This is a genomic window from Streptomyces sp. NPDC048504 (assembly GCF_043200035.1).
In the GTDB taxonomy this organism is placed as follows: Bacteria; Actinomycetota; Actinomycetes; order Streptomycetales; family Streptomycetaceae; genus Streptomyces.
Genome location: NZ_JBICXA010000023.1, coordinates 180,569 through 200,255, shown reverse-complemented (window position 1 = coordinate 200,255; position 19,687 = coordinate 180,569). Strand labels below are relative to the sequence as shown.

Genomic DNA, 19,687 nt, shown 5'->3' with positions numbered 1-19,687 from the left:
CGGCGGGGGTGTGTTTTCGGCGGTTGGGGTTCGTGGCGTTGGGGGGTGGGGGGCGCAGCCCCAGGCGGGGTCGAAGGGGCGGCAGCCCCTGGAGGATGGGACGGGTAGGGGCGGCGGGGGCGAAAACCCCTCGGCCCACCCACCCGCACAGGCCACCCGAACCCGCCGTAGAACCCCACCCCCGCACCACCCCGTACGCTCACGACGAGACCCGTCGCCCGCCCCCCAGGATGCCCCGTGACCGCCACCCCCTTGCTCCCCGACCTCACCGCCCGAGCCAGGACCACGGCCCACGCGCGCACGGCCCCCTGCCCCTGCGGAGCGACCACCACCCTCACTGACCGCCCCGACGGCACAGTCGTCCGCCACGAAGACACGGTCGCGAAGGCCCACGCACCGCACACGGACCCCGCCGACCTCACCGCCCGCCTCACCACGGCCGCACGACTCCCCGGCATCCTCCTGCCCCCACTCGACCCCACCCCCCTCCACCTGCACGACCGCCTGGTGACGTGCTGGCCGTACGGCATCCCCGTGGACCCGGACGACCCGGACGCGGCCCCCTGGGAAGCGGCGGCCACCCTCCTCGCCCACCTCCACCGCACCCCGGCCCCCACCCCGCTCCCACCCATGCGAGGCCCCCTCAAGGCGGTCCGAGCGATCACCAGGCTCCGCGAGGCCGGCCCCCACCCCGCAGCCGCCCCCGTCCTGCGTGCCTGGACGCGACTCCCCTCCTGGGCCCGCGCGGAGGCCCTCCAGCCCGACACCACCACCCTCTGCCACGGCGACCTTCACCTCGGCCAACTCGTCCGCCACCCGGCCCCCGACGGCCCGTGGCTCCTGATCGACGTCGACGACCTGGGCGTAGGAGTCCCCGCCTGGGACCTCGCCCGCCCCGCAGCCTGGTACGCCTGCGGCCTGCTCCCACCCGACGAGTGGTCCCGCTTCCTCGCCGCGTACCGCGCGGCGGGCGGCCCCGCGGTCCCCAGCACCGGTGACCCCTGGCCCGCCCTGGACGTCCCGGCCCGCACCCTCACCGTGCAGACCGCCGCCCTGGCCATCGTCAAGGCGGTCGCCGCGGACCGGCCGCTCGACGAGGTGGAGCGGGCGGTCGTGGACGCGTGTGACCGAATGGGTTCCGTACCGGCCGAGTTGGCGCCCGGATCCGCGAAGTAGGGTGCAACCGACCGGGGTCGGACGGAGTCTGTCCTGGGGAAACACCAAGATGTACCGACGGGCGAGGAGTTGAGCCGAGCATGCAGTGTCCGAAGTGCCATGCGCCGATGCACACGTACAACCGCAACGGTGTCCAGATCGAGCAGTGCAGCAACTGCCGGGGGATCTTCCTCGACTACGGCGAGCTGGAGGCGCTGACCCGCGTGGAGTCGCAGTGGCAGCAGCCCGCCCCGCCGCCCCCGGGCCCGCAGGCCTACCCCGCCCCGTCCGCGCCCGCCTGGGGCGCCCCGCACGGCGGCGGTCACGGCGGTGGCCACTACGGCGGTCACGGCGGCCACCACCGGCACAAGAGCTTCGGCCACATGCTGTTCTCCAGCTGACCGGCACACGGAGAAGCCCCCGGACGCGGTGAGCGCCGGGGGGCTTCGGTGTGTGGACGATACTGGGATTGAACCAGTGACCTCTTCCGTGTCAGGGAAGCGCTCTCCCGCTGAGCTAATCGTCCTCGGGACCACGATCCGGGGATCGTGGGCGGTGCGTGCGCGATACTGGGATTGAACCAGTGACCTCTTCCGTGTCAGGGAAGCGCTCTCCCGCTGAGCTAATCGCGCGGGGATCCTTGCGGACCAGTGGACGATACTGGGATTGAACCAGTGACCTCTTCCGTGTCAGGGAAGCGCTCTCCCGCTGAGCTAATCGTCCTTGGAGGTGGAGACGGGATTTGAACCCGTGTAGACGGCTTTGCAGGCCGTTGCCTCGCCTCTCGGCCACTCCACCAGGAGCGTAGGGGTTCGGGAAGATCCCCCACTTCCTGCGAGCGGACGACCAGGTTCGAACTGGCGACCTCAACCTTGGCAAGGTTGCGCTCTACCAACTGAGCTACGTCCGCTTGTCGTTTCCGCTCGGCTTGCGCGTCGCGGCGACGAGTTGAACTCTAGCGGATTCCGGGGCCAGCACAAAAACGCGTTTGTGCAGCGTGCTGGCCTGCGACTACGGGAACACATGGTCGGGGCACCCGCGGTGACATGGCCGGGCAACCCGTGAGACACCCGCCATAGACTCGACGGCGTGTCCCGCCTCACCCCTCTCGCCCGTTTCGGCGGCCGTGTCGCCACCGGTCTCCTCGATGTCACCAGCGATCCCGCGGCCCTGGACTCCACCGGCTTCTGGGCGGTCGCGGCCGACTTCGAGGGCCGTCTGACCTGCGCGCGCTTCCGCGACGTACGGCACGAACCGGTCCCGGCACCCGTCCCCGGAGCCTGGCACGGCCCCGCGACCGAGGCCTGGACCTCCTCCCTCGACCGCGCCGCCTACACCGCCGGCGTCCGCCGCATCCGGGACCACATCGCGGCCGGCGAGGTCTACCAGGCGAACCTGTGCCGCGTCCTGTCCGCACCGGTCGCTGCCGACGCGGACGTGGACGCCCTCACCGCCCTGCTCGCACGCGGGAACCCGGCGCCGTACGCAGGAACGATCCGGCTGCCCGGGCACGGTGTCGAGATATCCACCGCGTCACCCGAACTGTTCCTGCGCCGCACCGGGCGGGTCGTCGAGTCCGGTCCGATCAAGGGCACTGGGCGGACGGAGCCGGACCTGCTGCAGAAGGACTACGCCGAGAACGTGATGATCGTGGACCTGGTCCGCAACGACCTCGGACGCGTGTGCGCCACGGGGACCGTGACCGTCCCCGACCTGTGCGTCGTGGAGAAGCATCCGGGGCTGGTCCACCTCGTGTCGACGGTACGAGGAGAGCTGCCCGCCGCTGCCGGTTGGCCGGAGCTGCTGGCCGCCGCCTTTCCGCCCGGGAGTGTCACCGGCGCGCCCAAGTCGAGTGCCCTGCGCATCATCGACGCCCTGGAGACCGCGCCCCGCGGCCCCTACTGCGGGGGCATCGGCTGGGTCGACGCGGACCGGGGGACCGGCGAACTGGCCGTCGGCATCCGCACGTTCTGGATCGACCGCGCGGACGGCATGCTGTGCTTCGGCACCGGCGCGGGCATCACCTGGGGCTCGGACCCCGAGGGGGAGTGGCGGGAGACCGAGCTGAAGGCGTCACGGCTGCTCGCGATAGCGTCGGGAGCGTACGAGGTGAGCGGAGAGGCTCTTTCATGAAGATCTGGCTCGACGGCGGGCTCCAGGACATCGAGTCCGCCCGTGTCTCCGTCTTCGACCACGGACTGACCGTGGGCGACGGCATTTTCGAGACGGTGAAGGCGACGGACGGCAAGACGTTCGCGCTGACCCGCCATCTCGACCGGCTGACCCGTTCCGCGCGCGGCCTCGGGCTGCCCGACCCCGACCTGGACGAGGTCCGGCGCGGCTGCGCGGCCGTCCTCGACGCCAACCCGATGCCGTTCGGCCGGCTCCGCATCACGTACACCGGAGGCCACGGCCCCCTCGGCTCCGACCGTGGCGAGCACGGCCCGACCCTCGTGATCGCCCTCGGCGAGGCGAGCCGCCGCCCCGACTCCACGGCCGCCGTCACGGTCCCCTGGACCCGCAACGAACGCGGCGCCCTCGCCGGCCTCAAGACGACTTCCTACGCCGAGAACGTCGTCGCCCTCGCCCGCGCCCACCAACACGGCGCCTCCGAGGCCCTGTTCGCCAACACGGTCGGCCAACTCTGCGAGGGCACGGGGTCGAACGTCTTCGTCGTCCTGGACGGCGAGCTCCACACCCCGCCGGTCACCTCCGGCTGTCTCGCCGGCATCACCCGCGCCCTGACCGTCGAATGGACCGGCGCCAAGGAGACCGACCTGCCACTGGACGTCCTGGAACGCGCCGACGAGGTCTTCCTCACGTCGTCGCTGCGGGACGTTCAGGCCGTCCACCTGGTCGACGAGCGTCAACTCCCGGGTGTGGCGGGGCCGGTGACAGCCAAGGCCATGCGCGTGTTCGACGAGCGGTCGGGCGACGACCTTGATCCGTAAATGCTGAATATATTCCGCTGACCTGGGGCTCCAGGCCGGGTAGAACACCATTGATGACCACGACCCTGCGGCCGACCGAGCCGCTTCAGCGCGAGGCCGACGGGACGCGTTCACGTCGCTACCAGGTGTGTGTGAACAGCCGTCCCGTCGGCTCGATACACCTCGGCACGAGTCCGTTCTTCGGCGACTCGGTGGCCCAGATCCTGGACCTGCGTATCGAGGAGCAGGACGGCCGACGCGGCCGGGGCACCGTGGCCGCGCTCGCCGCCGAGGAGGTGGCGCGGGGCTGGGGCTGCGAGCGGATCGAGGCATCCGTGCCCGCGGAGGCGGAGGTGGCGCTCAGGATGGCGACCAACCTCGGCTACGTCGTCCGCAACCGCCACATGGAGAAGCTGCTCGGCGACACCGCGCCCGAACTGCCCGCGGGGAGCCGGGGGCGGCCGATGACCCAGGAGGAGTTCGGTCCCTGGCAGGAGCTCGACACGGAGTCCTTCATCCAGAGCTGGACCGAGCGCGGGGTGCCCGAGTCGGAGGCCCGGACCAAGGCGCTGCGGGGCAACGCCACCCTGCTGCCCCACGGAGTGGACACCGCGAACATGGTCTTCAGTGTCCTGGAGCATGAGGGGACCGCGGTCGGCACGCTCTGGACGGGTCCCCGTGACGGCAAGGCCTTCGTCTACAAGGTCGAGGCCGACGCACGCCATCGGGGCAGGGGCCACGGCCGCACCCTGATGCTCCTGGCCGAGGCGCAGGGCATCGCGACCGGTCTGCCGGCGATCCGGCTGAACGTCTTCTCGGGCAACACCCCGGCCGAGCGGCTCTACGAGTCACTCGGCTACGAGACGGTCACCTACCACCTGTACAAGGGCCTGCTCTGAGGCTCGGTCCGAGGCTCACTCGCCCCCGGCGAGCAACCGGTCGGCGATCTCCTCGATGCGGGCGCGGAGCCCGTCCTGGCTCTTGCCGCCGTCGAGGAACTCGCCGCCGATGACGTACGTCGGGGTGCCGGTGACGCCGATGGCCTTGCCCTCGGCCTGGTCGGCGTCGACGATCAGGATGTGCCGGCCGTCGATCAGGGCGGTGTCGAACTCCTCGGCGTCCAGACCGAGTTCACCGGCCACCTCGACCAGGAAGGGTTCTCCCTCACGGTCCAGCTCCGCGACCCGGCCGAGCACGGCCTCGACGTAGTCCCAGCCCCGCCCCTGTTCCACGGCCTCCTCGGCGGCCTGCGCGGCGGCGAACGCGTGCTTGTGCTTCTCCAGCGGGAAGTGCCGCAGCCGCACCTCCAGCCGGTCGCCGTAGCGGGCCCGCAGGGCGCGTACATCGTCCAGGGCGGTGTCGCAGTCCGGGCACTGGAGCTCGCACCAGACGTCGAGGACGGGGGTGCGCACGGAGGGGAGGTCACTCATGGGCCCAGTCTCCCAGCCCCGGCCGCGCCGCCCAACCGGGACCACGGGCCGCACTCGTACGACGTCGACCGGCACCTGGGGAGGATGCGACCCGGAGATGTCCCTGATGTCCTACCGGGGCATGGCCTCGCGGGGACCGGACGGTGCAGGATGGAAGGGACGAAGTGCACGCTGCCCGACCGACCGCACGCTGCCCGACCCGAACGTGCCCGACCGGCGCTCGTGTGGACTGAACGTGCCCGACTCGCACCCGCGTGACGGGAGCGTGCCCGGCCGGACCGGGCGCGACCGAGATCTGCAGACCGAACGATGCCTGGAGGACCGGATGATTGCCGAGACCGTCTGTTCCGCCGTCTCCGCGGCCGGCCTGGGCATCGCGGCGGTCACGGCGTATCGCAAGCGTTTTCTCTCCGCCGCCCGTATCGCCGCCTATTCGCTGGTGCCGGTCGGCCTGGTGATGACCGGGGTCGTCGGCTGGGTGGCCGACACCGCGTTCAGTCCTACGGCCTGGGCGGGTTTCGTCGTGCTGGGCGGCGCCTGGCTGCTCTTCATGGGCACGCGTGCCGTGGAGCGCCGTCGTGGCGGTGGCGGCACCCGCAAGGAACGCAAGGCGGCCCGGGCCTCGGCCCAGCCGGACGCGGTGGCTCCGGCGGCCTCCGCCCCCTCCCTCGGTCCGGCCAAGCGCCCGGCGAACCGGCCCGCGGCCGCGCCCCGCGCGCAGAGCGGGGACGACTTCAGCGACATCGAGGCCATCCTGAAGAAGCACGGCATATGACGGTCGGACGGGACCGCGCCTGAAACGACACAGAGCGAGCCAGGTCCGCCGGTAAGCGTTCAGGAGTCGTCGCGACTCGAAACGGACATCACGGAATTCGGCGAACTCCCTCTCATAGCGGGCGTGTTGATCGCGCCAGGGGCCTCGGCTGCGTCATCATCGCCGCGAGATGCTGGACACGACACAGAGCGACGCCGCGCCGCCGAAGGACGAGCCGCGCGGGTGCCTTTTCGCCCTTTCCCAGCCACCGCTGATGATCTTCCTAGCGGTGATCGGGTGTCTGCTGCTCATGGCCTCGCTGCACGACCTGCTGATGCTGTGAGCCGTACTCGTGGTCCCCGACGTCACCCGCCGGGGGCCACGAACTCATCGATTCCTTCGTGCCGGGCCGCGCGGGGCCGGGCGTCAGCCCGTCGCTTCCTTGCGCCGCGCCCGGTACGCGGCCACGTGCAGCCTGTTCCCGCAGGTCCGGCTGTCGCAGTACCTGCGGGAGCGGTTCCGGGAGAGGTCGACGAAGGCGCGCCGGCAGTCCGGGGCCTCGCAGCGGCGCAGCCGCTCCTGCTCGCCGGCCACCACGAAGTAGGCGAGTGCCATCCCGCAGTCCGCGGCGAGATGGTCGGCGACCGAGGCGCCCGGCGCGAAGTAGTGCACATGCCAGTCGTAGCCGTCGTGGTCCGTGAGCCGGGGTGTGGTGCCCGCGGCGGCGACCAGGTCGTTGATCAGCCCGGCGGCGGTCCGTGGGTCCGGGGCCGAGAAGACCGCGGTGAACCGGCCGCGGATCTTGCGCACGGCGGAGAGGTCGAACTCCGACAGCACCCCGACATCGCTGATCTCGTGGTTTCGTACGAAATCCGCGAGCAGCGCGACATCCTGCAGTCCGTCCGGCGTCGCGGCGTCCTCCGGTGCGGTGTTCACCAGATCGACCACGGTGTCGAGGGCGCACCGGGTGTCGTGGGTGATCAGCACGTTTCGCTCCCTGGCCTGGGGGTCGGGCGGGCGCCCGCCGATGCTGGCCGATGGTAGTGGCTTCCCGGAGGGCGGCCCCATGTCTCTATGAACGGCACCGCGCCCGTCGCGGTTCCCCGGGCCGCGGAGGGCCCCCGGACGACGGACCGCGGGGGAGTCGCCGGGGCCCGGGTCGGCACGCGCACCGGCGCCGCCCCCGCGACGAATCGCGGCGACGGCGCCGGTGTGTGCCCTATGCGGTTGTCTGTGCCCGAGCCGTCTCCCCGAGTTCGGACGGCGCCGGGCGGCTTGGTCGGGACCTCGCTCTAGCTCTCCGCCAGGATGTGCGACAGCTCCTGATCCAGGTCGAAGTGCCGGTGCTCCGTGCCAGGTGGCACGGCGGCGTCCGTCCGCTTCAGGAAGGACTCCAGAGCCCGCGCGGGAGCCTCCAGCAGGGCTTCGCCCTCGGGAGAGCTCAGCGCGATGCAGACGACGCCCTGACCGTGACTACGGGATGGCCAGACTCGGACGTCGCCGGTGCCGGTGGGCCGGTGGAGGCCCTCCGCGAGAAGGTCGCGGGCGAACACCCACTCGACGGTCTCCTCGGCTCCGGTGTGGAAGGTGGCGTGCACGGCGTAGGGGTCGGCCGTGTCGTACCGCAGGCCTGCGGGGACAGGCAGGGATGACTCGCTCGACACAACGAGGCGCAGGTGCAGCTCGCAGCTGACCGTGGTGTTCATAAGCGCCAGGGCCTTTCGCTCAGTGTGCGCTCGGGGATTCGCACGTCGGCGAAATCGACATGCCACCTACGGTGCCGTTGTAAACCCCTCTGAGTGTTTTGCGTGCCTTTACGTAACTCTTCCGGCCGAGGGCTCGATCGCGCGGTGCGGCCATTCCGGTGACTGGTTTCCCTCGGGTAGGGTTTGTCCGTATGAATACGGGGAGTGACGAGCCGGGTGAGGTTGTCGTGACGTCGGACGGGGCTGCCGACGAGACGCGGGCGGACGGGGCGCGGGACGGGCTCGGTTCCAAGGCGCCGGAATTCATCAAGGCACGCCGCGCGCTGCATCTGAGCTGGCAGGTCGGCGTCTTCGTCATCGGCCTCGCGGTCGTCGTCGCAGGCGTCATCATGCTGCCGCTGCCGGGACCCGGCTGGGTCGTGATCTTCGGCGGCATGGCGATCTGGGCGACCGAGTTCGTCTGGGCCCAGCTGGTGCTCCGCTGGACGAAGCGCAAGGTGACCGAGGCGGCGCAGCGCGCGCTCGACCCCGCCGTACGCCGCCGCAACATCGTCCTGACCTCGATCGGCCTGGTCATCGTGGTCGCCCTTGTCGGCATCTACGTCTGGAAGTTCGGCGTCGTGATGCCCTGGAAGATCAAGGACCAGTGACCCGCTGACGGTCTCCGGAGGCCTTCCGGTGCTGGTCGGGGCACCCGCTGACATGGGGTAATGTTCTCCGTGCGCCCGGGCGATTAGCTCAGTGGGAGAGCGCTTCGTTCACACCGAAGAGGTCACTGGTTCGAACCCAGTATCGCCCACCCGGACCGACGGCCCGCCTGTGATCACACAGGTGGGCCGTCGTCGTTCAGTCACCGGACCGCGCCGTCAACTCTCCACCGCGCAGGCGTTTTTCGGCCGCCCGGCGTTCGGGCACGGCGGGCCGCTTGCTGTTCGGCCGACCGGCCACACGCTCCTCACCTGCGGTGTCCGTCCCGTCGCTCCGGCAACGCGCCCGGCGGCGCCGTCGTAGCACTCGGCCGGTCCACAAGAAAATCCTGTCCGAATCATTGACGCACCCCGAGGGTCTCCGTACCTTGTGCCAGCAAGCGCTTACTTGAAACGATTCATGCAGGTGGCAACGACGCTACGGGGAGGGCCCATCATGGGAACCGGCACGAATGTGGAGAGGCGTACGGTCCTGAAGGCCGGCGGGGTCTCGGCGGTCACGCTGGGGCTGGCGGCGACGGGGTGCGGCGGGAACGACGGCACGTCCGCGGACGGGAATGTGACGATCCGTTACTCGTGGTGGGGTGCCGAGGAGCGGGCGAAAAAGATCAACCAGTCCATCGCGCTCTTCGAGAAGAAGTATCCGAAGATCAAGGTGAAGACGGACTTCCAGGACTATCCCTCTTTCTGGGAGAAGTTCCAGACGCAGGCCGCGGGCGGAAATCCACCGGACGTATTCCAGAACGCTGTGGGATTTCTTCGGAAGTACGACAAGAGAGGCATCCTGCTCGATCTCAGGCCACAGATCGACGCGGGGAATCTGAGCCTGGATCACTTCCGCGCGGGTGTCGTGAAAGTCGGCGAGGTCGACGGCAAACAGCTCGGTGTTCCGGTCGGTTCGAACACCATGGCGCTGGTCATCGACAAGAAGGTCTACGCGAAGGCGGGCATCGACCCCACGGCGGGCTGGACCTGGGACGAGTACTTCAAGGCCCTCAAGACGATCCACGACAAGACCGAAGTCCCGGGGGACACGGGCTACTTCAGCATCATGTACCTGTACGACCTCTACCTCCGGCAGAACGGCAAGGCGTTCTTCACCAAGGACGGACTCGGTTTCGAGGAGTCGGATCTGATGGAGTGGTGGACGGACGGATACGGCCGGGTGAAGGCCGGGATCGTCACCTCCCCGAAGGTCGTCGCCCAGGACACCCCCAAGTCCTCGCTCTCGGCCGGACACGGCGCCTCGGAATTCACCTGGGACAACTTCACCGTCCGCTACACGGCGGAGGGCACCAGCGACTACGGCCTCGCGCCGATCCCCACCACCGACGGCAAGGACACCGGCCAGTACCTCGCGTCCCTGATGCTCAGCGGCTCCGCGCGCACCAAACACCCGAAGGAGGTGGCCCAGTTCATCGACTTCATGGTCCACGACCCCGCGGTCGGCAAGATCATGGGCTACGACCGGGGCATCCTCGCGACCACCGACCAGTACGACGCGTTCAAGCCGACCGACACGGTCCAGAAGGAGATCGCCCAGTACGAGGTGGACACCGCCAAGGCCGGTGTCCTCGGGACGATCACCCCGCACCCGTCCGGCGCCGACACCGCCGAGTCCGCCTTCCTGCGCATCGGCGGGGACATGGCGCTGGGCAAGACCAAGGTCGGCGACGCGGTGAAGCAGTTCTTCTCCGAGGCGCAGGCCGCCTTCTCCGCCTGATGGGAACCGCCGTGACGCTCGTCAAGGACGCTCCGCCCGACGCCCGGCCGACCCGCTCAGCAGCCCCCGCCGACCTGAAGCGGCGGGGGCGCCGCGAGAACCTCGCCGGCTACCTCTTCATGTCCCCGTGGATCGCCGGCTTCCTGCTGCTGACCGCGGGCCCCATGGTCGCCTCCCTCTACTTCGCGTTCACCGACTACAACCTCTTCAACAGCCCCAAGTGGATCGGCTTCGACAACTTCACCCGAATGTTCGACGACCCCCGGTGGCAGAAGTCGGTCGAGGTGACGGCGAAATACGTTGTCATCGGCACCCCGCTGAAACTGCTCCTCGCCCTCGGCGTGGCCATGCTGCTCGCCCAGAGCCGCCGCGGCCAGGCCCTCTACCGGGCGGCCTTCTACGCCCCCTCGCTCATCGGCGCGAGCGTCTCGATCGGCTTCGTCTGGCGGACGCTCTTCTCCGACGGCGCCGTGGTGGACCGTACGCAGTCGTTGTTCGGCTCCCATGTCGGCGGCTGGGTCGGCGACCCCGACTGGATCCTCTACTCCCTGGTCGCGCTCACCGTCTGGCAGTTCGGCGCACCGATGGTCATCTTCCTCGCCGGGCTCAAGCAGGTCCCGAGGGAGCTGTACGAAGCCGCCGCGATGGACGGGGCCGGCCCCTTCCGCCGGTTCTGGAACATCACCCTGCCGATGATCTCCCCGGTCCTGTTCTTCAACGTGCTGCTGGAGACCATCCACTCCTTTCAGATCTTCGGCTCCGCGTACGTCGTCTCCAACTCGCAGTGCGGACCGGCCGACGCCACGCTCGTCTACACCTGTTACCTCTACCAACAGGGCTTCAAGAACGCCCAGATGGGCTTCGCGTCCGCGATGGCGTGGATGCTGCTGCTCGCCGTGGCGCTCGTGACGGCCGTCCTCTTCTGGTCGCAGAAGAAGTGGGTGCACTACGAGGAGGACGTCCGATGAGTGCCGGCACCGTCTCGAAATCCCCGGGGCTTGGGCGCAAGCGCACCGGCTCGCTCGTCTGGCACGTCGGGGCGCTGGCCGTCCTCGCCGTCGTCCTCTACCCGGTCGTCTGGGTCATCGGCGCCTCGTTCAAGCCGAGCAAGGACGTCATCAACAGCCTGCAGCTCTTCCCCGGGCACCCGATCCTCGCCAACTTCAAGGGCCTGGCCAAGGGCATCGCCGACATCTCGATCTGGACCTTCTTCCAGAACTCCCTCTTCTACGCCCTCGGTTCGGTCGTCGGCATCCTCATCTCCTGCTCCCTGACGGCCTACGCCTTCGCCCGTATCCGGTTCGCCGGCCGCAACCTGCTCTTCTCGCTGATGATCGGCACGCTCCTGCTGCCGTACCACGTGCTGCTGATCCCGCAGTACGTGATGTTCCAGAAGCTCGAACTGGTCAACACCTACGTCCCGTTGCTGCTCGGCAAGTACCTGGCGACGGAGGCCTTCTTCGTCTTCCTCATGGTGCAGTTCATGCGGAACCTGCCGAAGGAACTGGACGAGGCCGCCCGGCTCGACGGCTGCGGGCACCTGCGCATCTACTGGTCGATCGTGCTGCCACTGTGCCGGCCCGCGCTCATCACCAGCGCGATCTTCACCTTCATCAACGCCTGGAACGACTTCATGGGCCCGCTGATCTACCTCAACGAGCCCGGGAAATACACGGTTTCACTGGGCCTGATGATGTTCCGCGACTCCGACGGCGTGGCCGCGAACTACGGCGGCATGATCGCGGTGTCCCTCGTCGCGCTGCTGCCGGTGCTGCTGTTCTTCCTCGCCTTCCAGCGGTACCTGATCGACGGTATGGCGACCTCCGGACTGAAGGGCTGAGACGGTGGCCGAAGCACGCGTGAAGGCACGCAGGGAGTCGGTCTTCGCCGAGCGGTTCGGGGTGTTCGCCGAATGTCTGCTCACCGGGGTGTGGATCGCCGTCGCGTCGGCGGGAGTTGTCACGTATCCCGCCGCGTTCGCCGCCGGGGCCCGGCACTTGAGGCGTCGTACGGGTCATGTGGGCGGCGGCTGGCGGGAGTTCGTCGCGGACTTCCGGGTGGCGGTGCGCGGCGGGTGGGTCGTCGGGGTTGCCGGGTGGGGCGTGGTGGCCGCCGTACGGGTGGACGTCCAGGCCGTGCGTGCCGGGCTGCCCGGTGGGCAACTCGTCGGCGCTGTCGGGGTGTTCGCGCTGCTCGGGATCGTCGTCGCCGGGATGCGCGCGGCGGCGGTGTGGGCGCCGGGGGACACCTGGCGGGCGCTCCTCGCCGAAGCCGGCCGTCGTACGGTCCTCGACCCTGCCGGTTCCTTCCTGCTCGTCGGCGGGCTGGTCCTCGTCGGCTGTTCCGCCCTGCTCATCGCACCGTTGGCGGTCCCCGTGCTGGGGGCCGTGGCCGCGGCGGCCGTCGCCGTCGAGGAGCGGTACCGGCACCGCTGACGAGCGAGGTCCGCGCGTCTGTTCGGAGCGCCGTACCTCTATCTGTCATGCCCCTGACCATTCGCACATGACGAACGCTTCCCGCACGGAAAGGAAAGCCATGTCTCCCCTTCCCCGCAGGTCCCTGCTCAAGGCGGCCGCCGTCGCCGGAGCCGCCGCGCAGTTCAGCTGGGCGCTAGGAGCGAAGGACGCCCAGGCCGCGCCCAGAGCCGCCGCGGCCGACGGCGACCCGGTGACCCTCGACTGGCTGGAGGACGGCGGTCTCGGCGCCGCGCCCGGTTCGACGGTCGGTGTGCCGTGGCCGATGGGCACCTACCAGGAGGACCAGACCTTCGCGCTGACGGACGCCGAGGGTACGGCCGTGCCGGTGCAGTCCTGGCCGATCGCCTACTGGCCGGACGGATCGCTCAAGTGGACGGCCCACGCGGTGAGTTCGGGCTCCGGCAAGCTCACCCTCACAGCCGGGGACACGGCCGCCCCCGACAAGAAGGTCACCGTCGACAAGAGCGGCGGCACCATCGACGTGTCGACCGGGGTCATCACCGCGAAGATCGGCAAGAACGGCTCCACCCTCATCAAGTCGGTCACCCGGGGCGGCACGGAGATCGCCAAGAACGGCCGTCTCGTCCTCATCCGGCAGCCCGAGATCGAGGACGAGGACCAGGGCGCGGTGAAGACCGAACGCTTCGACGGGGTGATTGGCGAGGTCACCGTCGAGCAGGACGGGCCGGTCCGTGCCGTCGTCCGCATCGACGGCAAACACCGCAAGGGCGGCCGGAGTTGGCTGCCGTTCTCGATCCGGCTCTACTTCTACGCGGGCGCCGACTCCTTCCGCATGGTGCACACGATCACCTACGACGGCACGGTGGAACCGGGCAAGGCCAGCGGCGACTTCATTCGCGGCCTGGGGGTTCGCTTCACTGTGCCGATGAGGGACGCGGCCTACGACCGCCACATCCGCATCGGCGGCGAAGGAACCGGCCTGCTGCGGGAGGCAGTTCAAGGCATCACCGGCCTGCGCCGCGACCCGGGCGCGACCGTCCAGGCGGCCCAGTACGCGGGCCGGAAGCTGGCCGATCCGTCCACCTGGGACCAACGCGTCACGAGCCGCCTCCAGTACATCCCCAAGTGGGGCGACTACACCCTCTCCCAGCTCTCCGCCGACGGCTTCACCCTGCGCAAGCGCACCACGAAGGGCTACGGCTGGATCCCCGCCGGCGGTGGCGGACACGCCTCCGGGTTCGGGTACGTCGGCGGGGCGAGCGGCGGATTCTCCTTCGGGCTGCGGGACTTCTGGGAGAAGTTCCCCGCGCAGCTCGACATCCGCGACGCCCACACCGACGAGGCGGAGGTCACCCTCTGGCTCTGGTCGCCCGAGGCCCAGCCGATGGACCTGCGCTTCTACCACGACGGCATGGGCCAGGACACGTACGCCAAGCAGCTCGAAGGCCTGGAGATCACCTACGAGGACTACGAGCCCGAGTTCGGCACCCCGTACGGCATCGCCCGTACCTCCGAACTCCTCTTCTGGGCCAACGAGTCGACGCCCACACCCGAGACCCTCGCCCAACAGGTGGACGCCCTCAGGGTGTTGCCCCAACTCGCCGCCCCACCACAGCAGTTGATCAAGTCCAAGGTCTTCGGCCCCGGCCTCTACTCCGAGCCCGACCGCTCCACCACCGCCAAGACGAAGATCGAGGACCACCTCGACTTCCTCTTCACCTACTACAAGGACCAGGTGGCGCAACGCCGTTGGTACGGCTTCTGGGACTACGGCGACTTCATGCACTCGTACGACACCGTGCGCCACCAGTGGCGGTACGACATCGGCGGCTACGCCTGGGACAACTCCGAGCTGTCGCCGGACATCTGGCTCTGGTTCGCGTACATCCGCTCGGGCCGCTCGGACATCTTCCGCTTCGCCGAGGCGCTCACCCGGCACACCGGCGAGGTCGACGTCTACCACCTCGGCCAGTGGGCCGGGTTGGGCACCCGGCACGGCGTCCAGCACTACGCCGACAGCGCCAAGCAGCAGCGCATCGCCAACACCACCTACCGGCGCTACTACTACTTCCTCACCGCCGACGAACGTGTCGGCGACCTCATGGCCGCCAACGTCGATTCCGACGAGACGTTCCTCGTCCTCGACCCGATCCGCAAGATCCGCACCGCGCCGTACACCCCGGACCGGCACGCCCTGTCGATCGGATTCGGCACGGACTGGAGCGGGTTGGTGTCGGCGTGGCTGACCGAGTGGGAGCGCCGGGGACCCAAGTGGGAGAAGGCCAAGGCTCGTGTCCTGTCGACGATGGAGACAATCGCCGCCCAGCCCAACGGATTCGTGCAGGGCAGCGGGCTGTACGACCTCGACACCGGCAAGTTCGCCGTCGCCTCAGCGCCCGTGGTCTCCGTCTCGCACCTCTCGGCCGTCTTCGGCCTCAACGAGCTGTGCGCGGAGCTGATCCACCTGGTCGACATGCCCAAGTTCAAGGAGGTGTACATGGATTACTGCCGCTACTTCAACGCCTCCAAGACGGAACAGGCGGCACGCTACGGCTCCAACTTCGGCACCCTGCTGCTCTTCCAGGGCCATTCACGCCTCGACGCCTACGCCGCCGTACAGCTCGGCGACGCGACGCTGGCCAAGCGCGCGTGGACCAAGTTCTACGGCTCCGACGGCTACATGGAGTCGTCCCCGTGGAAGACGGAGCCGCTGACCGGCCCGGTAACGCTCGTCCCGGGCAGCGAGGCCGCGTGGGTGTCCTCGAACGACACCGCGCTGTACGGCCTCGCCGCCATCGAGAATCTGGCACTGCTCGGCGACAAGATGCCCTAGCACAGGTCTAGTTCATCCTTCCCAGCACCTCCCGCACCCGCCGGGCGTCCCGGATCCGCTGCTCGTACGTCGCGCCGAGTGCGAGCAGCAGGGCTCCGGCGAGGGCGGGAGGTGCCCAGCGGGGCAGGGCGCCGACGGCCTGGGCGAGGTACGGGGCGAGTTCGTGCAGCGTGTCCAGCACGAGGGTGGCGCCGCCGAGGAGGAGCGGCGCCTGGAGGCGGTGCCGCGCGCCGATCAGTGTGACCAGCAGTGCGGCCGTGCCCAGCAGCAGCGGGCGCGTCCAGTGCGCGTCGGCCCAGGCCGCGAGGAGGCTCGGCGCGAGCGTGGCGGCGAGCCCGGAGCCGTACGCCGTCCAGGACGAGGCGGTCGGGTCGCGGCGCCTGCGCAACGCGCCCACCAGCAGCGCCGGGACGGTCACCGGCAGCGTGTACGCCTCGGGGCTGCCGACGTCCCACGCGGACAGCCGCACCCAGGTGGCGACGACGAACAGGGCGACGGCCGCGTAGCCGAGGTTCCTGCGCTCGGGCCGTAGCGCCGTGCCGGCCGCGATCACTCCGCACAGGGCCAACACCAGGGCGAGCATGGGCAGTTCGGCCCCGGCGAGACCGACCGCGACCATGCCTGCGGCGGCCCCCGTGATCTCGGCGGCCGTCCTGGTGGCCGGGTCACCGATACGCGCGGCGAGCAGTGCGGCGGTCGCCGGTACGGCGAGTACCAGCAGCGCGATGTGCTGCGGCTGCCAGTCGAGGGCGGCGCCGACGGCGCAGGCGAGGGCCGTGGCGTACCCGATCGAGGCGGCGGCGGACGCCGGTGCGAGTCGGCCGCGTCGGGCGGCCACCGCGAACACGGCGGTCAGGGACGCGAGTACGGCGAGCGTGGCCGACTCCGTGGCCAGGGAGAGGGCTGCCAGGCTGAGGGAGGCGAGCAGGGCGAGGAGTGTCGCGGCGCGGTGCGCGAGGGCGAGAAGGGCGATGATCGCGAGCGCCTGCGTCAACAGGCTGACGCTGTACGGAAGTTGGAGTGTGGTCGGGACAGTGATCGCCGTCGCCCAGGCCAGAGTCAGTGCGGCGATTCGCGCCTGGGGCTGCCACTCGGCGTTGCGGACCGTGCGGGCCAGGACCGCCGTAACCACCGCGAGCACCAGGGGAGTTGTGGTGGCATGCGCCGGCCAGAAGGCGCCCATCGCCGCCGCGTTCCGGGCGTCGCCCGGGACACCGGACCAGGGGTGCGACAACCACGCGGCCGGACCGAGCAGTGTGACCCCGACGACCGGCAGCGTCCACAGCACCGCGCTCGCCTGTACGGCGCCGGAGGCCCAGCCGAGACCGTGACGTACGGGCTCGGGGAGCCGACCCTGGACAAGCGCCAACAGGGCGACCCCACACGCCAGATACCCGGGAACCGTCCAGTCGGCGGGCAGCGACGTACGCAGCATGCCACCGAGCGCGGCGACCAGGAACAGGCCGCCCGCCGCGGCCGTACTCGTCCTCAGCCCCCGGCCGGTCGCCAGCCACGCGGCGCCGAACGCGCCCGACGCCGCGAGGGCGAAGAGCGCCGCCGCACGGGCGGCGGCGCCCGGACCGGTCGCGTCCAAAGAGATCACGCCGGCTGCCAGCACGCCCCAGCCCCCCATGCCGAACGCGCCGCCGGCGGCGACGAGACGAACGGCCTTCGGGGAGACCCGGAGCGCGACAACCATGTCGGTCACGGCGGTCAGCAGCAGCGCGGCCGTGATCGTGTGCGGGCCCCCGCCGACCGCGATCGCCCAGAGAAGCAAGGGGAGTTGGGCGACCGCGAGCGCGGCGGGGAGGGGGAGGAGAAGGGGCCGTGAGGTGGATGGTGCGGTGGTCGGACCGGAGCGGGTGACGGTCGGGCCCGGGAGCGCGGCGAGGCCGGTGCCGTACGCCGCCCAGACCGCCGTCAGCACCGTCGCCGCCGCTGCCGCGAACGTCACGCCGTCCCCGGCCGGGAACGCGACCTCGTGCAGCGCGTAGGCGTCCAGCACCGTCAGCACGAGACCGAGGCCCGCTAGCGACTCGGCCGTGGAGCGCAGGCCCCGGCACAGCAGCACGACGGGTGCGCCGAGCGCCGCCAAGGTCACCGCGCCGAGCACCAGCGCCCGGCCGGCGATTCCCATGCTGCCCCAGCTGACCAGCGTGAACGCGATCGCGGCGAGGGTGAGCAGGGTGGCGCCGAGCAGGAGCAGCACGTTCTGCACGCTCGGTGCGGTGGCCTCCCGCCGGGGTGGTGCGGCGGGCGGCGACAGCACGGGCGCGGACCGGACCGGCTGGAGCGCGGTCAGCAGCCAGGCTCGCCGGTGCAGCAACTGGGCGCGGCGCGCGTCCAGTTGGCGCAGCTCGGCGTCCAGAATCCCCAGCTCCACGGCCGGGGGCGGAATGTGCGTCATGACTCGGAGTGTGGTGCCCGTCACGTCGTACGACATGAGTACGCGTACTCAAACGCGCCTGGTGGCCGGGAGACGGGCCCGGGACCGGGCAGACTCCCGCCATGGACTGGACCCGTTACCGCTTCCGTGCCCGCTGGTCCCTGCCCGCTCCGCCCGCCGTCGTGTACCCGGTCCTGGAACGGGCCGAGGACTATCCCCGCTGGTGGCCGCAGGTACGCGAGGTCGAGCGGATCGACGACACGACCGGCCTCATCCGCATCCGCGCGAGCCTGCCGTACGTCCTGACCTTCACCGCGCGCGAAGTGCGGCGCGACCCGGTCGCCGGGGTGCTGGAGATCGCGATGACCGGTGACCTGGTGGGCTGGGCGCGCTGGACACTCACCGCCGACGGCCCCGGCACGCTCGCCCGCTACGACCAGGAGGTCGACCTGAACCGACCGCTGCTCAGGCGGTTCGCCGTACCCGGGCGGCCGGTGTTCCGCCTCAACCACGCGCTGATGATGCGGGCCGGACGGCGCGGGCTCCTCGCACACCTGGCAGCGGTCTGACGGAAGCGGTTTGAAGGAAACCGGCGGGGGCCTGTATTGTTCGGTGCGTTCCCGGGCGATTAGCTCAGTGGGAGAGCGCTTCGTTCACACCGAAGAGGTCACTGGTTCGAACCCAGTATCGCCCACCGGGAAAGGCCGGTCCGCAGCAGCGGACCGGCTTTTTGTTGTGCCTGTGCGGTTATGCGGCCTCCGCCGTCAAGTCCGGGCGCAGTGGCCACGACTGGTCCACCGACTCCGGAGTGCCGCTGCGCGCGAACCACGCCTGGAGACCGCGTGCCTGGGCCGCGTGCCACGTCGACTGCAGGGTGTGCAGCTCGGCGGGGGACAGGCGTTCCAGGCGGGTCGCGAAGCGGCGGCCCAGGGCGCGGACCACCTCCAGGGAGGCCAGCGCGTCCGCGCCCGCGTCGTGCGCGCCCTCCAACTCGACGCCGTAGTGCGCGCACAGGTCGGTGAGAGTGCGGCGGCCCTTGCGGTAGCGGTCCAGGTGTTTGTCGAGGACCCGGGGGTCCAGGACCCGCAGGGGCGTCGACTCGAACCACTGGTCCAGCGAGCACGCGCGATGCCGGCGCAGTTCGCGGTCCAGCAGGGTCAGGTCGAACGGTGCGTTCATGACCACCAACGGGCGTCCCATCGCGGCCTGTTCGGCCAGCTCGTCGGCTATCTCGCGCATCACCGGCGCAGGCCAGCGGCCGTTGCGCTGAAGATGCTCATCCGTCAGTCCATGGATCGCCGTCGCCCCGGCGGGCACCGGCACCCCCGGGTTCACCAGCCACCGGACCGCCCGGGGGCGGGTGCCGGGGGCGTCCTGGACGACGACGGCGGCCGACACGATGCGGTCGGTCTCCACATCCACGCCCGTGGTCTCCGTGTCGAACGCGGCCAACGGGCCCTCGTACCAGCACGTCATACGTACACAACTCCTCGTTCACCCACGGCAGCTGACGTACCGTCTTCTGCCTGTTTGGTGATACCCGGGCTGTTTGCGCCGTACGCCGGAAGGACACAACAGGAGTGCGGGTCTTTGCAGTTCAGCGACCCGATCAGGCATTCAGCACA

19 protein-coding genes and 7 tRNA genes are annotated in these 19,687 nt (G+C 70.2%); 16 read left to right on the top strand and 10 right to left on the bottom strand.

Annotation, left to right across the window (positions count from 1 at the left end; genetic code table 11):
* Positions 1-237: 237 nt before the first annotated feature.
* Together ACGFY9_RS43480 and ACGFY9_RS43475 are read left to right on the top strand one after the other, a co-directional pair.
* The gene (locus tag ACGFY9_RS43480; RefSeq protein ID WP_393763812.1) at positions 238-1,176 is read left to right on the top strand and encodes a phosphotransferase family protein; all 939 of its coding nucleotides are present in this window, start codon (positions 238-240) and stop codon (positions 1,174-1,176) included.
* Between the two features lie 80 nt (positions 1,177-1,256).
* Positions 1,257-1,556 carry a zf-TFIIB domain-containing protein gene (locus tag ACGFY9_RS43475; RefSeq protein WP_078652509.1) on the top strand — a complete coding sequence of 100 codons (300 nt, stop codon included), beginning with the start codon at positions 1,257-1,259 and terminating at the stop codon, positions 1,554-1,556.
* A 53-nt stretch (positions 1,557-1,609) separates the two neighbouring features.
* On the opposite strand, the gene ACGFY9_RS43470 is transcribed toward ACGFY9_RS43475, so the two are convergent.
* The 5 genes from ACGFY9_RS43470 to ACGFY9_RS43450 all read right to left on the bottom strand — a co-directional run bounded on the left by ACGFY9_RS43470 (position 1,610) and on the right by ACGFY9_RS43450 (position 2,065).
* Positions 1,610-1,681 (bottom strand) — tRNA-Val (locus ACGFY9_RS43470).
* A 34-nt stretch (positions 1,682-1,715) separates the two neighbouring features.
* Positions 1,716-1,787, bottom strand: a tRNA-Val gene (locus ACGFY9_RS43465).
* 19 nt (positions 1,788-1,806) lie between these two features.
* Positions 1,807-1,878 (bottom strand) — tRNA-Val (locus tag ACGFY9_RS43460).
* A 1-nt stretch (position 1,879) separates the two neighbouring features.
* Positions 1,880-1,953: transfer RNA gene (locus ACGFY9_RS43455), tRNA-Cys, on the bottom strand.
* A 39-nt stretch (positions 1,954-1,992) separates the two neighbouring features.
* Positions 1,993-2,065, bottom strand: a tRNA-Gly gene (locus ACGFY9_RS43450).
* A 179-nt stretch (positions 2,066-2,244) separates the two neighbouring features.
* On the opposite strand from ACGFY9_RS43450, the gene ACGFY9_RS43445 reads away from it, so the two are divergent.
* Genes ACGFY9_RS43445 through ACGFY9_RS43435 form a run of 3 tightly spaced genes read left to right on the top strand, consistent with a single transcriptional unit; the run spans position 2,245 to position 4,984 of the window.
* Complete coding sequence (locus tag ACGFY9_RS43445) at positions 2,245-3,288, top strand: chorismate-binding protein (RefSeq protein WP_393763811.1); 1,044 nt, start codon at positions 2,245-2,247, stop codon at positions 3,286-3,288.
* Positions 3,285-4,106: an aminotransferase class IV gene (locus tag ACGFY9_RS43440; RefSeq protein WP_393763810.1), complete on the top strand. Its 822-nt coding sequence runs from the start codon at positions 3,285-3,287 to the stop codon at positions 4,104-4,106. Before ACGFY9_RS43445 ends, ACGFY9_RS43440 begins: the two co-directional genes overlap by 4 nt.
* Before the next feature lie 53 nt (positions 4,107-4,159).
* A complete protein-coding gene (locus ACGFY9_RS43435) occupies positions 4,160-4,984 on the top strand; it encodes a GNAT family N-acetyltransferase (protein ID WP_393763808.1) in 825 nt (274 codons plus the stop codon).
* A gap of 15 nt (positions 4,985-4,999) precedes the next feature.
* On the opposite strand, the gene ACGFY9_RS43430 is transcribed toward ACGFY9_RS43435, so the two are convergent.
* Positions 5,000-5,515, bottom strand: a complete 516-nt coding sequence (locus ACGFY9_RS43430; protein WP_393763807.1) for a DsbA family protein — start codon at positions 5,513-5,515, stop codon at positions 5,000-5,002.
* A 325-nt stretch (positions 5,516-5,840) separates the two neighbouring features.
* Here ACGFY9_RS43430 and ACGFY9_RS43425 point away from each other — a divergent pair, with 325 nt between their 5' ends.
* Positions 5,841-6,290 (top strand): hypothetical protein, encoded by a 450-nt coding sequence (locus tag ACGFY9_RS43425; protein ID WP_393763806.1) that lies wholly within the window; start codon positions 5,841-5,843, stop codon positions 6,288-6,290.
* A 169-nt stretch (positions 6,291-6,459) separates the two neighbouring features.
* Positions 6,460-6,612 carry a hypothetical protein gene (locus ACGFY9_RS43420; protein ID WP_019059824.1) on the top strand — a complete coding sequence of 51 codons (153 nt, stop codon included), beginning with the start codon at positions 6,460-6,462 and terminating at the stop codon, positions 6,610-6,612.
* Positions 6,613-6,695: 83 nt separating this feature from the next.
* Here the strand turns inward: ACGFY9_RS43420 and ACGFY9_RS43415 are convergent, their stop codons facing one another.
* Both ACGFY9_RS43415 and ACGFY9_RS43410 read right to left on the bottom strand, forming a co-directional pair.
* The gene (locus ACGFY9_RS43415; protein ID WP_393763804.1) at positions 6,696-7,256 is read right to left on the bottom strand and encodes a CGNR zinc finger domain-containing protein; all 561 of its coding nucleotides are present in this window, start codon (positions 7,254-7,256) and stop codon (positions 6,696-6,698) included.
* Between the two features lie 305 nt (positions 7,257-7,561).
* The gene (locus tag ACGFY9_RS43410) at positions 7,562-7,975 is read right to left on the bottom strand and encodes an SsgA family sporulation/cell division regulator (RefSeq protein WP_004002642.1); all 414 of its coding nucleotides are present in this window, start codon (positions 7,973-7,975) and stop codon (positions 7,562-7,564) included.
* A 191-nt stretch (positions 7,976-8,166) separates the two neighbouring features.
* Here ACGFY9_RS43410 and ACGFY9_RS43405 point away from each other — a divergent pair, with 191 nt between their 5' ends.
* From ACGFY9_RS43405 to ACGFY9_RS43375, 7 genes are all read left to right on the top strand, one after another.
* Positions 8,167-8,625 (top strand): TIGR02611 family protein, encoded by a 459-nt coding sequence (locus ACGFY9_RS43405; protein WP_393763802.1) that lies wholly within the window; start codon positions 8,167-8,169, stop codon positions 8,623-8,625.
* 77 nt (positions 8,626-8,702) lie between these two features.
* A tRNA-Val gene (locus tag ACGFY9_RS43400) sits at positions 8,703-8,774 on the top strand.
* 344 nt (positions 8,775-9,118) lie between these two features.
* A complete protein-coding gene (locus ACGFY9_RS43395) occupies positions 9,119-10,405 on the top strand; it encodes an ABC transporter substrate-binding protein (RefSeq protein ID WP_393763800.1) in 1,287 nt (428 codons plus the stop codon).
* On the top strand, positions 10,405-11,373 hold the full coding sequence (locus tag ACGFY9_RS43390; RefSeq protein WP_393763798.1) for a carbohydrate ABC transporter permease: 969 nt from the start codon (positions 10,405-10,407) through the stop codon (positions 11,371-11,373). Before ACGFY9_RS43395 ends, ACGFY9_RS43390 begins: the two co-directional genes overlap by 1 nt.
* Entirely contained in the window at positions 11,370-12,245 is an 876-nt protein-coding gene (locus ACGFY9_RS43385; RefSeq protein ID WP_393763797.1) for a carbohydrate ABC transporter permease, read from the top strand. Before ACGFY9_RS43390 ends, ACGFY9_RS43385 begins: the two co-directional genes overlap by 4 nt.
* Positions 12,246-12,249: 4 nt before the next feature.
* Positions 12,250-12,840 carry a hypothetical protein gene (locus tag ACGFY9_RS43380; protein WP_393763795.1) on the top strand — a complete coding sequence of 197 codons (591 nt, stop codon included), beginning with the start codon at positions 12,250-12,252 and terminating at the stop codon, positions 12,838-12,840.
* Positions 12,841-12,940: 100 nt separating this feature from the next.
* Positions 12,941-15,676, top strand: coding sequence for a Tat pathway signal sequence domain protein (locus tag ACGFY9_RS43375; RefSeq protein WP_393763793.1), 2,736 nt, complete (start codon positions 12,941-12,943; stop codon positions 15,674-15,676).
* A 7-nt stretch (positions 15,677-15,683) separates the two neighbouring features.
* Here the strand turns inward: ACGFY9_RS43375 and ACGFY9_RS43370 are convergent, their stop codons facing one another.
* A complete protein-coding gene (locus tag ACGFY9_RS43370) occupies positions 15,684-18,119 on the bottom strand; it encodes an SCO7613 C-terminal domain-containing membrane protein (protein WP_393763791.1) in 2,436 nt (811 codons plus the stop codon).
* 65 nt (positions 18,120-18,184) lie between these two features.
* On the opposite strand from ACGFY9_RS43370, the gene ACGFY9_RS43365 reads away from it, so the two are divergent.
* Both ACGFY9_RS43365 and ACGFY9_RS43360 read left to right on the top strand, forming a co-directional pair.
* Positions 18,185-18,631, top strand: coding sequence for an SRPBCC family protein (locus ACGFY9_RS43365; RefSeq protein WP_393763789.1), 447 nt, complete (start codon positions 18,185-18,187; stop codon positions 18,629-18,631).
* Between the two features lie 53 nt (positions 18,632-18,684).
* Positions 18,685-18,756: transfer RNA gene (locus tag ACGFY9_RS43360), tRNA-Val, on the top strand.
* Between the two features lie 53 nt (positions 18,757-18,809).
* On the opposite strand, the gene ACGFY9_RS43355 is transcribed toward ACGFY9_RS43360, so the two are convergent.
* Positions 18,810-19,538, bottom strand: coding sequence for a 3'-5' exonuclease (locus ACGFY9_RS43355; RefSeq protein WP_393763787.1), 729 nt, complete (start codon positions 19,536-19,538; stop codon positions 18,810-18,812).
* Between the last annotated feature and the right edge of the window lie 149 nt (positions 19,539-19,687).